Source organism: Tatumella sp. JGM91, assembly GCF_018257575.1.
Lineage (GTDB): Bacteria > Pseudomonadota > Gammaproteobacteria > Enterobacterales > Enterobacteriaceae > Tatumella > Tatumella punctata.
The window spans coordinates 99975-114016 of sequence record NZ_JAERJP010000004.1; the positions used below are offsets into that span (position 1 = coordinate 99975).

The following is a 14042-nucleotide window of genomic DNA, read 5'->3' on the forward strand; positions in this document are numbered from 1 at the left end:
TATGTCGACAATATTTCCGCGTCCCGGCCGCATTAGACGACCGGTGCTGCTGATGATTATCTCCGGTCTGGCCGCTATTTTTCTTGAATATCTGCATATTCCGGCGGCTTTGCTGCTCGGGCCGATGTTCGCGGCGATTATCTTCTCTGCGTCCGGGTATCCGGTGACCTTATGGCGTCCCTGTCAGCAACTGGCTCAGGCGGTGGTAGGGATGATGATTGCCAGGGCAATGCCTGCCAGCGTATTTCAAGAAATGCAGCATAACTGGCCGTTATTTGTGCTCAGTGTTGTCAGTGTGCTTACCGCCAGTACACTGCTGGGCTGGCTGATGGCGAAACTGAAAGTATTACCGGGCAGCACGGCGTTATGGGGATCCTCGCCGGGGGCCGCCACTGCGATGACCCTGATGGCGGGCAGTTTCGGTGCGGATACGCGGCTGGTTGCTTTTATGCAGTACCTGCGGGTGCTGATGGTGGCGTTACTGGCAACCCTGGTCAGTTATTATTTCAGCAGCGATTCGGGGCAACCGCCACCTGCTGTTATCTTCTTTCCGCCATTGCATCTCAGCGGTTTTTTACTGACTCTGACGGTGATTGTTGCCAGTACTTTAATGGCGGCACGGGTAAAGCTGCCTGCCGGACCGATGCTTATCAGTCTGGTCACGGGGTGTCTGTTACAGAACCTTGCCGGATTACGCATAGAGCTGCCGGTATGGCTGCTGGCAATAGCCTACGGGGTAGTTGGCTGGAGTATCGGCTTACGTTTTACGGCCGGTATTTTACGTTATGCGCTGCATGCACTGCCGGGGATCTTATTATCTGTTATCACGTTACTCAGTATCTGTTGTGGTTTTGCCTGGATGCTGGTGCATTTTGCCGGTATCGATCCCCTGACTGCGTACCTGGCGACCAGCCCCGGCGGTGCCGATTCGGTGGCAATTATTGCCGCATCCGGGCATGTTAATCAGCCGTTTGTGATGTCGATGCAGACGGGACGGTTTATTGTGGTACTGATTACCGGCCCGGCACTTTCACGGCTGATGGTACGCTGGCTATAAAAAACCTGCCGCGCCTCCGGGCAACGGCAGGGGAACCGGCATGATTAACGGAATGCGTAACTTACGTTAAAACCGACCCCGTAATTACGGCCCGGGGCCGATTCGTAATAGCGGCCGCTGGTTTCGCCGACGATCACTGAGCCGACATACTTCCGGTCAAACAGATTATCCACCCTGGCAGAAAGGTCCAGGGTCCAGTTATCTGCCAGCCATTTATAACCACTGTTTACCGAGGTTACCGCGTATGACGGGGCACTGACCGTATTCTGGTCGTTGGCTTCAATATTACTCAGATAGTGAATATCAGCACCGGCATACCAGCCTGATTCCGGGGCATATTCGATACCGGCATAGGCCATATTGCGGGCAATGCCCGGAATACGGTTACCGGTACAGTCTGTGGTGCGACAGCTGTTACTCAGATAGCGGGCGTCCAGCAGTGTCCAGGCCATTTTCAGTTGCCAGTTTTCGGCAAACTGTTGTTCAAAACCCAGCTCCAGGCCACGGCGGCGGGTTTTGCCGGCATTTTTATAGGTCGCGCGGCCGTCATTATTACTGTCCGCAACAATCTCATTTCTGGTATCGGTGCGGAAGACGGCGGCAGTCAGTAAACCATAGCCGATGCGTTTTTTGGTACCCCATTCCAGCGTTTTATTGGTCGAAGGTTTCAGCGCCAGATTCAGCCCGCTTTTACCGTCCGGACGGTAAGACAGTTCGGTGATAGTCGGGGTTTCGAACCCCTTACCGGCAGACAAGTAGGTGTTCCAGCTATCATCGATGGCGTACTTCAGTGACGCGGCGGGCAGCCACTGATGGTAGCGGGCACTGCCACTGTCATCGCCATTGGACAGGTAACGGTCATGGGATGAGAAGTTAACCGTACTGTAGCGCAGCCCCGCATCCAGTGACCACTGGCCGGTCAGTTGCCAGGACGTTTGCAGATAAGGATCCAGGTTCCACATCAGGTTACGCTCGTTACGGCGTAATTTTCCTTCCTCGCCATAACTGTCGACAGCATTCCAGCGACCGGTAAAGTTTTCATAGCCTTTGCGCTGCTCGGTCATGGTTTCGTAGTCCAGCCCGCCGGTAACACTGACCGGCAGGCTGAACAGGTTATCGCGGTGTGTCCAGCGGGTATCGATACCCTGATAATGGCGGGTCAGGTCAATCACCCCTCCGGAATGGTTCGCTTTCTCGAACTGGGTTTTGGCGGGAACAGACTGATACTGGGTGGTCTGACGGATACCGGCATAGGTCATGATGCTCAGATCGTTATTCTCACCAAATGAACGCAGGTAATGCAGTCCGGCCTGGGTTTGCTCCACGGTTTTACGGGCATTATACAGGGTGACTATTGGCGCGACCTGTTGAGGGTTGTTACGCCACATCTCCGGAGTCAGTCCCCCCGGGTCATCGGCATGGATACGAACCGAATTAAACAGCAGGGTCAGGCTACTGTCATCATCAATACGGACTCCCAGCCGTGCATTGGCCAGATTTTTTTGCGCGCTGCTGTGGTCGCGATAGCCGTGGGTGGTGAAACGTGACACCGACGCGGTATAGTTCACATCGCCCGGGTGGCTGCCGTCACCGCTGGCACCACTGGCTTTGACACTGTTACGCCAGCTGCCATAACTGCCATACCAGCTGCCGGCAGATAACGTGGCGGGCTGCTGCCCGGGCTGAGTGACAATATTAATCACCCCGCCGGAGCTGTTACCGTACAGGGCCGAAAAGGGACCGCGCAGGATATCAACATGATCGATCGAGCCGATATCAATATTCGAGGTCTGTCCCTGGCCGTCAGGCATAGTCGCGGGTATACCATCGACATAAATGCGCAGACCGCGTACCCCGAAGGTTGAACGGGAACCAAAGCCGCGGATCGACATCTGTAAATCCTGGGCATAATTTTGCCGGTTAAGGATTTGCAGGCCCGGAACGCCCGCCAGTCCTTCGGACAAATTAACCTGAGGTGCCGCCTGACGCATCTCATCGCCATATACCACACTGACGGCTGCCGGGGTATCCAGTTCGGACAGCCCTTTGGCTGAGGGGGTGGCGGTGACAATCATGGCGGGGCTATTATCTTTTTCTGCGGGGGCTGTGGTAGCAGCCAAAACGCCGGTCGGCAGTAAAACCGGTAACATCAGCGTGGCTTTAAGCTGTGATAATTTAATAATTTTCATTGATGAAAGATTCGCAATCAGTTTATCGGGGCCGGGACAGACGCTCCTGCGGCAGAAGAATGCTACCTCTTTTTGCTGTTGTTGTTAAAATGTAATCTGTTTTACCGGTAAAAAACGCGGTGTCCGGGGAGATTATCAGTACAGGCTGATGAATAATAATCTTATTTTTATATTTCCCTGTCAGTAAGGCAAGGCTGTTATCGATGCAGAAATGATATATTAAGACACATTTATTATATGTATTTGCGGCGAGAATAACCCGCCGGTAGCCTGAACCGGTCAGCATCCGTTACTACGAATAATTTATGAAACAGCGGGAGGTCAGATGAGCCAGCAAACAAAAGTTGCAGTACTTGGTCTGGGGGCAATGGGACATGCATTTGCCAGCAACCTGCTCAAAAAAGGTTTCAGGGTCAGTGGCTGGAACCGCAGTGCCGGAAAAGGGGAAGACCTGGTGCCTGCCGGGCTGCAACTGGCAGACAGTGTCAGTGAAGCTGTAAGTGAAGCCGCCGTGATTATCACTATGCTGTCAGACGGTGATACCACCCTGAATATTGCCGCACAGGCGGCAGAGGCTCTCTCTGCGCAGGCGATATTCTGTCAGATGGGCACGATTGGCGTCGATGCCACCCGCCTGCTGCAGCAGTTCCTGCAGCAGAAGCGCCCGGATGTTGTGTTTCTTGATGCTCCGGTCTCGGGGACCAAAGCCCCCGCAGAAAACGCCATGATTACTGTTTTTGCCAGTGGTGAACGCAGCAGGGCCACGGCCGCCGAGTCGGTATTCGCGGCCATCAGCAAAGGCAGCCTGTGGCTGGGTGAAGCCGGTGCCGGTTCACGGATGAAGCTGGTGGTTAACAGCTGGCTGATCGGTTTAATGCAGAGTCTGGCCGAAAGTGAATTACTGGCGGAATCCCTCGGCTTCAGTCCGGAAGATCTCTGGCAGGCGCTGGAGGGCGGTCCGCTGGCGGCACCTTATGCCAAAGGCAAACTGCAGATGATAAGCCGTGATGATTTTACCCCACAGATGCAGCTGGTCTGGGCGTTAAAAGATGCGCGGCTGGCGACTGAGGCAGGCGATGTACAGCAGTTACCGGCCCTGAAAAATATTACTGAATTATGGCAACAGGCGGTCGATGATGGTTTTGGCGAACAGGACTTAGCGGTGATCAGTAAGTTTCTGGCTAACCGCAGCAAACAATAGCCAACAGCAGCGGGGGCTCCTCAACCCTCCGCGCAACCGGTATAAAGTGATTGTATATGAATGTGTATATTGATGGTCATAATGATTTGCTGATGCAGTTATGGCTTAAACATCCGGATAATCCGGAAGTCTTTTTTTTCGGCGATAGCGGTGAGGGGCACCTCGACTTTTCGCGGATTGTCCGCGGACGTTTAGGGGCCGCACTGTTTGCTATTTTTGTTCCCCCGCAGTCCTATGTGGCGCAGCACTTTCCCGGCCGTCTGGATGCGTTGCAGGATAAAGTTCAGGTAATGTGGCAACAGCTGGCGATTCTGCAACGGCTGGAACGTTACTCCGATGGTAAAGCGAGGATCTGTCGTACCTCGGCGGAGGTTGAATACTGCCTGCAACACGGAATACTGGCGATGATTGCCCATATTGAAGGGGCTGATGCGCTGGATACGCAAGGACAGCTATTGCAGGCCTTCTTTCAGGCTGGCGTACGCAGTGTCGGTCCGTTCTGGAACACGGCAAATGCCTTTGGCGAAGGCGTGACCGGTCGTTTTCCCGGTTCTCCGGACAGCGGGCCAGGCCTGACTCCCCACGGCATTGAACTTATCCGTCAGTTACAGTCACTGAATATGCTGACGGATGTTTCTCATATGAACCAGCAGGCATTTTCAGACACCGCGCGTTACAGCCAACAACCGCTGGTTGCGACCCACTCCAGTGCCCATGCATTATGTCCACAGCCGCGTAATCTGACCGATCAGCAACTGAAAATGATCGCTGACAGCGGCGGGATAGTCGGGGTTAATTTTGGTAATGCGTTTATCCGGCCCGATGGTCAGCGTAATGCGGGGACTGCCCTGAGTGTAATCACCCGGCATCTGATGTATCTGATCAATGTCGCCGGTGAAGAGCATGTCGGTTTTGGTTCCGATTTCGACGGAGTGTGCGTTCCGCAGGCACTCGGTGATGTAGCCGGGTTGCCGCTGATTGAACAAAGCCTGCGTAATGAAGGGGTTAAGGAGCGGGTGATCGCCAGAGTCTGTTATCAAAACTGGTTACGGATTTTTAAACATTTTCCGGGGTAAAGACATAACGAAACCATCTTTTCATTGACCTGAGTTTGACATTGGCGCAACATTTGTCGGGCTGAAGTGTCATAGCGCAGTGACTGACACTGCGGTTGTATGTATTTCAGTCATTTTAAGAATCTTTTAATTGGCAACATTGAGGTCAGCATCATGTGGAAAAAACCTGAATTTATCGATATGCGTCTGGGTATGGAAGTGACTCTGTACATTTCTAACCGCTAATTATCCGGTATCTTAAGTGGCCGCTTACGGGCGGTCCTTTTATTCAGTAAAGAGTAATTTATGTTTATCAAAGTGCTTGGCTCTGCTGCCGGCGGTGGTTTCCCGCAGTGGAACTGTAATTGCACCAACTGTAAGGGCCTGCGTGAAGGCAGTATCAACGCCCATGCCCGCACCCAGTCTTCAATTATTATCAGTGATAACGGTGAAGACTGGGTGTTATGTAACGCCTCTCCTGATATCTCCCGGCAAATTTTTCTGACCCCGGAATTGATCAAACGCGATGCCCTGCGTGGTACAGCCATCGGGGACATTATCCTGACCGACAGTCAGATAGATCACACCACAGGGCTGCTGAGCCTGCGGGAAGGCTGTCCGCACCGCGTATGGTGTACCGAAGAAGTACACCAGGATCTGAACAGTGGTTTCCCGGTATTTCCGATGCTGAAACACTGGAACGGCGGGCTGCAGCATCAGCCAATCCGCCCTCAGACACCTTTCCGGACCACCGTATGCCAGAATCTGCAATTTACGGCGGTACCTATTGTCAGCAATGCGCCGCCTTACTCACCGTACCGTGATAAACCGTTACCCGGACATAATGTTGCCCTGTTTGTGGAAAATACCGCCAACGGGAAATCATTATTTTATGCGCCGGGTCTGGGAGAGCCTGATCAGGTGATCCTGCCATGGTTACAAAAGGCAGACTGTCTGCTGATTGACGGCACCGTCTGGCAGGATGATGAACTGCTGAGCAGCGGGGTCGGTAAAAATACCGGCCGTGCGATGGGGCACCTGGCCCTGTCGGAAGAGCAGGGACTGATGGCGCTGCTGGCGACACTGCCCGCCAGCCGAAAAATTCTAATTCATATTAACAACACCAATCCGATCCTTAATGAAGATTCACCTCAGCGTCAGTTTCTGCAACAGCAGGGGATTGAAGTGAGCTTTGACGGAATGGCGATTCAGCTACAGGATTAACCGATGACCATAACCACAACTCTGAGCCGCGAGGACTTTGAACAGGCGTTACGTGATAAAGGGGCGTACTACCATATCCACCATCCGTATCACATCGCGATGCATAACGGTCAGGCAACCCCTGAACAGATCCGTGGCTGGGTGGCAAACCGGTTCTATTACCAGACCAATATCCCGTTAAAAGATGCGGCAATCATGGCTAACTGTCCTGATCCTGCCACCCGGCGTAAATGGGTGCAGAGGATCCTTGACCACGACGGCGCAGAGGCCGGTGAAGGCGGAATTGAAGCCTGGTTACAGCTCGGTGAAGCGGTGGGGTTATCGCGGGATGACCTGCTGTCTGACAGGCATGTTTTACCCGGGGTTCGTTTTGCGGTTGATGCGTATGTTAATTTTGCCCGCCGCGCCAGCTGGGAAGAGGCCGCCTGCAGCTCGCTGACAGAGTTATTTGCGCCGCAAATCCACCAGTCACGGCTGGACAGCTGGCCGCAGCATTATCCGTGGATCAAAGAAGAAGGGTATTTCTATTTCCGCAGCCGCCTCAGCCAGGCGCGGCGTGATGTGGAACATGGTCTGTCGCTGGCGCTTGACTACTTTGATACGGCAGCGAAGCAAAACCGGATGCTGGAAATTTTACAGTTTAAACTGGATATTCTCTGGACGATGCTGGATGCCATGACCATGGCTTATGCACTGGACCGTGCGCCTTACCATACAGTGACAGATCAGCAGGTCTGGCACACAACCCGGCTGGTGTGATGATGAATAGTTTATCCACGGTCGTCATCTTCCGCCGCGGCTACCGTCTGCAATGGGAAGCCGCCCAGGACTGTCATGTGATCCTTTACCCGGAAGGGATGGCAAAACTGAATGAAACCGCTGCCCTGATCCTGGAGCTGGTGGACGGTAAACGCACCATTGCACAGATTATCGGTGAACTGAACCAGCGTTTTCCCGACGCGGGTGGCGTCGACGACGATGTGACCGACTTTCTGCAAGCGGCAGTAAAACAAAAATGGATCCTGTTACATGAGTCTGAGTGAATCCGGAATTAAAGCCCCCCTGTGGCTGCTTGCCGAGCTGACATACCGCTGTCCGCTGCAGTGTCCGTACTGTTCAAACCCACTCGACTTTGCCAGACAGCAGCAGGAACTGACCACCGAACAGTGGCTGACCGTATTTCGCCAGGCACGGGAAATGGGCAGTGTACAGCTGGGCTTTTCCGGCGGTGAGCCACTGGTACGAAAAGACCTGGCCGAACTGATTGCCGGTGCACGGCAGCTGGGTTTTTATACCAACCTGATCACTTCCGGTATCGGCCTGACCCGTCAGAAACTGGATACGTTCGCTGACGCCGGGCTCGACCATATTCAGATCAGTTTCCAGGCCAGTGATGAAACCCTGAATGCCGCCCTTGCCGGGTCGGAAAAGGCGTTTCATCAGAAACTGGAAATGGCAAAAGCGATTAAAGCCCACGGTTATCCGATGGTCCTGAATTTTGTGTTGCACCGGCACAACATTGATCAGATCGACCGGATTATCGAATTATGTATTCAGCTGGAAGCGGATGACGTCGAGCTGGCTACCTGCCAGTTTTATGGCTGGGCTCAGCTTAACCGTGAAGGGTTGTTACCGACCCGTGAGCAGATAGCCAGCGCAGAAGCGGTGGTTAAGCGCTACCGGGAAAAAATGCAGGCTGCGGGTAACCTCACCAACCTGTTATTTGTCACCCCCGACTATTACGAAGAACGGCCGAAAGGCTGTATGGGGGGCTGGGGAGCCATTTTTATGAATGTAACCCCGGACGGTCTGGCGTTACCCTGTCACAGTGCCCGCCAGTTGCCTATCGAGTTTCCGTCGGTGCTGGATAACAGCCTGCAACATATCTGGTACCAGTCGTTCGGGTTTAACCGTTACCGGGGCTATGACTGGATGCCGGAACCCTGCCGTTCCTGTGATGAGAAAGAAAAAGACTTCGGCGGGTGCCGCTGTCAGGCATTTATGCTGACCGGTAATGCCGACAATGCCGATCCGGTTTGCAGTAAATCCGAGCATCACGGTAAAATCCTGCAAGCGCGGCGTGAAGCCGATTGCAGTGAGATTAAAGTGTCTCAGTTACGTTTCCGTAACCAGAAAAACTCGAAAGTGATTTTCACTTCACAGGGATAACCTGATGTCTGAACCCTGCATACAGCTGTCGCTGAACAATGGCCTGGCTGTACGGCTATACTCATCAGACGGGTTATCCGCCGCCTCGGCCTGTATCAGGGCCGGGGCCGGCAGTATTCATGAACCTGACCGCTGGCCGGGACTGGCACATCTGCTGGAACATCTGCTATTCCAGGGCGGTGAGGTATTCCGTGGCCAGCAACGGCTGATGCCCTGGGTAACCGGGCAACAGGGCAGGGTTAATGCCACAACCGGACTCTGCGATACCCTCTGTTATTTTTCTATTGCTACTGCCGGTTTCCCCGGGGCCCTTGCCCGGCTGCTGGATATGGTCGCGGCTCCCCTGTTCGATAAGCGGGCGATCAGCCGTGAAATCGGGGTGATTGATGCGGAATATACGATGCTCAGCCGCCATGTTCCGACCCTGATCAACGCCTTTTTACGTGAGATGATCAGCCAGCCCGGCGGTTATTCACGTTTTATCGCCGGTAACCGCCAGAGTCTGGACGGGGATATCTCTTTGCTGCAACAGGCCCTGCGTGAGTTTCATCATCGTTATTATCGCCCTGATAATCTGCAGCTGATCTTACGGGCCCCGTTACCTCTCAGCCAGCTGCGGGCCCTGTTTGACAACGCGCTGCTGGCCGCCGGGCTGGCCGGCTGGCTGGCGCCTGCGCCGTATCACCGTCGCCCCCGTGCTGACAAATATTTACTGCCGCAACGGGCAGTCCGTCCGCCGGCTGTGTTGCAGCTCGACGGAGAGGTTCACCATTGTCTGGATATGATCATCGGTGATCCTGACGGTGAACTGCGGGCAGCGGTGCCACTGCTTCGCACCCTGATCAGCGATGCCGCACCGGGGTCACTGTTTGATCACTGGCGCAGGCGCGGATTCTGCCGTCAGTTAGCGGTTGAAATTATCAGCGCCGCCGAAGGATATCTGTGGCTGATGGTCCGTGTGCAACGGCCATCTGCCGGCCCGTTGCCTGCGGGGCAACTGAACGCAGATCTGCGGGCATGGTTACAGCAACTGACCAGGTTACCGGCTGCCAGGATCAGACATTATCAGGGGCTGGCATTGCAGCATTTCCGTGCCCTGAACCCGATGGAACAGGTAAGACAGATTGCTTTAGGTACCGGGCCGTCGGACCGGCCGGTGAAAGCCCTGGCGACAGCCTTGTTACAGGCAATACCCTATGAATTACAGACATCATCCCGCACCTGTAGTGAACAGGCGACAGTGTGCGGCTTTGCTTGTCGCTGGCAGCCGCTGATCGATAGCACAGTGACAGATTCTCCGCCGCTGTCGTTTGTCTTTTACCCGCAGACCCTGAATGCACCGGCGGTAGCCGCCAGCGGCACAACTGTCGGACAATGGCAGCGTTCGGCGGTCTGTGCCCCGGGAGTCCGGATCCTGTTGCGGCCTGCCGATGGAACAACCCTGACTCCGGCGCAACTCAGACGGCTGGAAGATGCCCTGTTACCGGTATTCAGCCGAGTCAGTCATGCCGGCGGGGAGAGCGGCATTGCCTTTTATCACAATATTCCCTGGCTGTTTATTGCCCTGCCGGACAGTGGTGAGGTGCTGGATATTGTCAGCTGGCTGGCGGTGTTGTGGCCGCCATTGACCGGGGTATCCTCCGCCGCTGAGCCACAACAGATAGTGATCCGCCGTCTGCTGGCTGAATTTCCGTCTCTGTTATTACCGACAACCGCCCGGCCCTGCTGGCAGGGGGTGATCCAGTGTGATGACCGGGAGCTATTCAACACCCTGATGGCACGTTTACCGCCGCAGGTCGCTGATCTGCCACCTGCCACCGCGACGATATCCGCCGCGCAAAGTCATCATCACCAGCCGGATAAGGACGCAGATAACGGGATTTTGTTTTTCCTGCCATTACCCGATAACAGCCAGGCCGCAGTGCGAATAGCAAAGGCACTGGCTGCAATCTATCAGCCGGCGTTTTATCACTGGCTGCGGGAAGAGTTATCGGCTGGTTATGTGGTGTCCTGTCGTTTCGAGCAGTACGGAGAGATGCCCGGCATCCTGTGTGCTGTCCAGTCACCGGGCTACCCCTGTGATCAGCTGGCAACATGGTGCCGGCAGTTTTTCAAGCGGATGACTCCGCAGATTATGCAATTAAGGTTACCGCCAGCGACCGGAGAACAGGCGCCGTTACATGCTGACCGGATAATGGCGCGGATCGGCGAGGAATTATGGCAGGTCAGTGGCCGGGGAAATCTGCCGTCAGTGGCGGGCAGTGATGAAGTGTTACTGTTACAGCAGTTGCATTTATGGCTGACAGAAAACAGCGACCAGGCATTACAACTGACCAGTGGCCGCTGGTAATCAGGGTTCAGTTACCGGCAGTCACTGAACCCTGAACTTTATTTATCCCGGAATTATTTAGCCCAGAATTTTTTACGGCTGGTTTTACCGATTCCCGGGTTACAGGTATTGGTCGGGTCGAGCTGATGCCAGTGCTGTTGGTGTTCGCAGGAGGCCTGATACAGATGGCCGACATTATGCTCTGCGGGATAACGTGCGCCGCGTTGTTCCAGATATGCCATCACATCCTGTTTAAACTGGTGTGCATCCACCCCCGGCTTAAGCACGTAGTCCTGGTGGTTGACAAAGCAGAAGAAATGGCCACAGCAGGAATCGGCCTGAACCTGTGCCGCAAGATGCGGCGGCAGTTCGATGCGCCACTGGCTGTCGTTACGCCGCAGTGCCACATCGAAAGCCACCAGCCGCTCACTGGTCGGGTAGCCCAGATAATCACAGTAACAAATAGTACAGCCGCCCACCGCAAAACGGATCAGAAAGGCATCGGCTGCTTCACGTTTATCACACAGGAAATATTCCCCCGGACGGTGGGCGAAAAATTCGTCCAGCAGGGCAGTGAGCTGCGCAGTCTGCACGGCATCCACTTTAATCATCAGGTGATGAACGAACCGCTGGCGATAGGCCATAATGCGTGGCGCAACAAAGGACGGTGTGACCTGGTTAAAGCCCTGGATCAATTTATCGGTGAAATTATGTGGCAGAAAACGGGCATGTTTTACCCGCACATCCCAGCGCGCTTTATTCGCCATCAGTCCGGGTAATGCCTGCGGGCCCAGCTTACGAATAGCAAGGAACATATGTTTGGCATAGCGCAACGTCAGGTCAAAAGCCCCGGCGTGAATATATTCAGCCTGTAAGGGTAATTCATCCATTTTTTCCAGCAGGAAACGCCGCAACTCTACCAGTTCCGTTTCATCATTACTGCCAATATAAAAGGTACGGGTTTGTTCACTGGCGGCGAACGTCGGCAAGCGGGCGGCAAATACCACGACTTTACCGGCACAGCCTGCACTGTCATATAAATAACGTTTATCGCCGTTAAACCGGGCCGGTGAAGCCGCCTGTGTATCCCGCAGTTGTTTTGCATAATCGTCGGCCCAGATTTTACCTTCCCAGTCTTCTGCATCGCCGGTGGTATATTCTCGGGTTTCGAGGGCATTAATTATTCTTTCCGGGGTATCCCCCAGCTGGATCCCCAGATGGTTGACCAGCTCCAGTTGTCCGTCTTCGGTGATGCGCGCAAACAGTGATTTTTCCGTAAATGCCGGGCCGCGGCGGATCAGTGAACCGCCGGAGTTGTTGCATAACCCGCCAATCACCGACGCACCGATACAGGATGAGCCAATGACCGAATGAGGCTCCCGTTGTAAGGGTTTCAGAGTGTCTTCAAGCTCAGTCAGCGTCGTGCCGGGGAAAGCGATCACCTGCTGATGATTATCAATTACCTGTACGCCCGTCAGCAGTCTGGTACTGATAATCACGATATCGCGGTCATAATCGTTACCATCGGGCGTTGACCCGCCGGTCACGCCGGTATTGGATGCCTGCATCAGAATAATCACATCTTCTGCCACGCAGACTTTCAGCAGTTGCCAGAGCTGTAATAATGTCTGAGGCAGTACCACGGCGAGCGCATCACCCTGACCGACACGGAATCCTTTGGTATAAAATGCCTTGTCATCCTCGCTCACTAAAACCTGTTTATCTCCCGCGATTTCATGCAGCTTGCGGATCAGCTCCTGACGGTTATTCATCTATCCTGTCTGCCTTTTATTTTTCATTTTTGCCTGTGGCGGATTGATTGTGCTGCTTGTTTCGATGACCTGCCGCGACGTCCTGCGCTAGCAGTGCGATAACGTCGCGGCCTGCAATATATGAAAGCGCTTTTTTGATCAGGAAGAAAGGGGCTAAATAAAAAAAACTTATCGGACTAAAAGAAAATATCTAACAGAACCACAAAAACGCTGTTTTTGTTCTGTTAACTGATTTATTTAAACAATTGATTAACATTTAATGCCGGAAAGGCAGGGGAGATTCGGCCGCAGAGGACAGGATAAAAGCGACAGGGCGGAAAGAATCCCTGCCGCAGCGGCAGGGATTGTCATGAAGACTATAGCCGGGTAATGACTTGCTGTTCACTGAAACGTGACTTAGGTAACGTGGCGTTAAAATCTTTTTCACTATTAAAGCCAATCGATGCCACCACCAGACTGTGCATGCCTTTTGCTTTCAGTCCGAGCAGTTCATCCATTTTCTGCGGATCAAAACCTTCGATTGGAGTAGCATTCAGGTCCAGCGCTGCGGCACCCAGCAGCAGAAAGCCCAGAGAAATATAGGCCTGACGTTCCAGCCAGTGGCGAACATTCTGTTCATCACCGCCGAAGGCAGCAATATACTGACGGCGGCCATTATCATTAGCTGCTGCGCTGGCGTCATCTTTGAAACGACCATCGGCAGTTTCCCGGGCGTGAACTGCGGCGAGATGCGCGTCATCCAGACGGTCAGCTGAGGCAAACACCACTACCATGGCAGCATCACGTACTCTCGGCAGGTTGAATTCGCGGATGGCGGGTAAAATTTTTGCTTTTCCTTCATCGCTGGTAACCGCAAAAAAATGCCAGGGTTGCAGGTTCAGGGAAGAGGGGCTGTTGCGCAGGAGATCCAGCAATTGCTGCTGTTGTTCAGCAGTCAGCTTTTTTTGCGGATCATAGGCTTTGGTTGTGTAACGCTGTTTGGCAACCTCGACGATATTCATCTGGATGACCTCCGGAGTAATGTTAAACACTGGCTATATTCAGGC

General features: G+C 53.8%; 12 protein-coding genes. 9 read left to right on the forward strand and 3 right to left on the reverse strand.

What is annotated here, in order from left to right:
- Position 1: 1 nt before the first annotated feature.
- On the forward strand, positions 2-1057 hold the full coding sequence (locus JK198_RS04185; protein WP_212710093.1) for an AbrB family transcriptional regulator: 1056 nt from the start codon (positions 2-4) through the stop codon (positions 1055-1057).
- 44 nt (positions 1058-1101) lie between these two features.
- Here JK198_RS04185 and pqqU read toward each other — a convergent pair whose 3' ends face one another.
- A complete protein-coding gene (gene pqqU / locus JK198_RS04190) occupies positions 1102-3246 on the reverse strand; it encodes a TonB-dependent receptor PqqU (RefSeq protein ID WP_212710097.1) in 2145 nt (714 codons plus the stop codon).
- Between the two features lie 325 nt (positions 3247-3571).
- On the opposite strand from pqqU, the gene JK198_RS04195 reads away from it, so the two are divergent.
- The 8 genes from JK198_RS04195 to pqqF all read left to right on the forward strand — a co-directional run bounded on the left by JK198_RS04195 (position 3572) and on the right by pqqF (position 11245).
- Positions 3572-4447 (forward strand): NAD(P)-dependent oxidoreductase, encoded by an 876-nt coding sequence (locus JK198_RS04195; protein ID WP_212706894.1) that lies wholly within the window; start codon positions 3572-3574, stop codon positions 4445-4447.
- A 56-nt stretch (positions 4448-4503) separates the two neighbouring features.
- Positions 4504-5523 carry a dipeptidase gene (locus tag JK198_RS04200; RefSeq protein WP_212706895.1) on the forward strand — a complete coding sequence of 340 codons (1020 nt, stop codon included), beginning with the start codon at positions 4504-4506 and terminating at the stop codon, positions 5521-5523.
- A 153-nt stretch (positions 5524-5676) separates the two neighbouring features.
- Positions 5677-5748 carry a pyrroloquinoline quinone precursor peptide PqqA gene (pqqA, locus tag JK198_RS04205; RefSeq protein WP_072055929.1) on the forward strand — a complete coding sequence of 24 codons (72 nt, stop codon included), beginning with the start codon at positions 5677-5679 and terminating at the stop codon, positions 5746-5748.
- Positions 5749-5808: 60 nt separating this feature from the next.
- The gene (gene pqqB / locus JK198_RS04210; protein ID WP_212706896.1) at positions 5809-6726 is read left to right on the forward strand and encodes a pyrroloquinoline quinone biosynthesis protein PqqB; all 918 of its coding nucleotides are present in this window, start codon (positions 5809-5811) and stop codon (positions 6724-6726) included.
- Between the two features lie 3 nt (positions 6727-6729).
- Positions 6730-7485: a pyrroloquinoline-quinone synthase PqqC gene (gene pqqC, locus JK198_RS04215; protein WP_212706897.1), complete on the forward strand. Its 756-nt coding sequence runs from the start codon at positions 6730-6732 to the stop codon at positions 7483-7485.
- 2 nt (positions 7486-7487) lie between these two features.
- Positions 7488-7769, forward strand: coding sequence for a pyrroloquinoline quinone biosynthesis peptide chaperone PqqD (gene pqqD, locus JK198_RS04220; RefSeq protein WP_212706973.1), 282 nt, complete (start codon positions 7488-7490; stop codon positions 7767-7769).
- Positions 7756-8895: a pyrroloquinoline quinone biosynthesis protein PqqE gene (gene pqqE, locus JK198_RS04225; RefSeq protein WP_212706898.1), complete on the forward strand. Its 1140-nt coding sequence runs from the start codon at positions 7756-7758 to the stop codon at positions 8893-8895. Before pqqD ends, pqqE begins: the two co-directional genes overlap by 14 nt.
- Before the next feature lie 4 nt (positions 8896-8899).
- Positions 8900-11245 carry a pyrroloquinoline quinone biosynthesis protein PqqF gene (gene pqqF / locus JK198_RS04230; protein ID WP_212710098.1) on the forward strand — a complete coding sequence of 782 codons (2346 nt, stop codon included), beginning with the start codon at positions 8900-8902 and terminating at the stop codon, positions 11243-11245.
- A 53-nt stretch (positions 11246-11298) separates the two neighbouring features.
- Here the strand turns inward: pqqF and dld are convergent, their stop codons facing one another.
- On the reverse strand, positions 11299-12996 hold the full coding sequence (dld, locus tag JK198_RS04235) for a D-lactate dehydrogenase (protein ID WP_212706900.1): 1698 nt from the start codon (positions 12994-12996) through the stop codon (positions 11299-11301).
- Positions 12997-13352: 356 nt separating this feature from the next.
- Entirely contained in the window at positions 13353-13997 is a 645-nt protein-coding gene (nfsB, locus tag JK198_RS04240) for an oxygen-insensitive NAD(P)H nitroreductase (protein ID WP_212706901.1), read from the reverse strand.
- Between the last annotated feature and the right edge of the window lie 45 nt (positions 13998-14042).

Coding starts and splice junctions, on each gene's coding strand:
- JK198_RS04185 (WP_212710093.1), top strand. CDS start 2: ATGTCGACAATATTTCCGCGTCCCGGCCGCATTAGACGACCGGTGCTG.
- pqqU (WP_212710097.1), bottom strand. CDS start 3,246: ATGAAAATTATTAAATTATCACAGCTTAAAGCCACGCTGATGTTACCG.
- JK198_RS04195 (WP_212706894.1), top strand. CDS start 3,572: ATGAGCCAGCAAACAAAAGTTGCAGTACTTGGTCTGGGGGCAATGGGA.
- JK198_RS04200 (WP_212706895.1), top strand. CDS start 4,504: ATGAATGTGTATATTGATGGTCATAATGATTTGCTGATGCAGTTATGG.
- pqqB (WP_212706896.1), top strand. CDS start 5,809: ATGTTTATCAAAGTGCTTGGCTCTGCTGCCGGCGGTGGTTTCCCGCAG.
- pqqC (WP_212706897.1), top strand. CDS start 6,730: ATGACCATAACCACAACTCTGAGCCGCGAGGACTTTGAACAGGCGTTA.
- pqqD (WP_212706973.1), top strand. CDS start 7,488: ATGAATAGTTTATCCACGGTCGTCATCTTCCGCCGCGGCTACCGTCTG.
- pqqE (WP_212706898.1), top strand. CDS start 7,756: ATGAGTCTGAGTGAATCCGGAATTAAAGCCCCCCTGTGGCTGCTTGCC.
- pqqF (WP_212710098.1), top strand. CDS start 8,900: ATGTCTGAACCCTGCATACAGCTGTCGCTGAACAATGGCCTGGCTGTA.
- dld (WP_212706900.1), bottom strand. CDS start 12,996: ATGAATAACCGTCAGGAGCTGATCCGCAAGCTGCATGAAATCGCGGGA.
- nfsB (WP_212706901.1), bottom strand. CDS start 13,997: ATGAATATCGTCGAGGTTGCCAAACAGCGTTACACAACCAAAGCCTAT.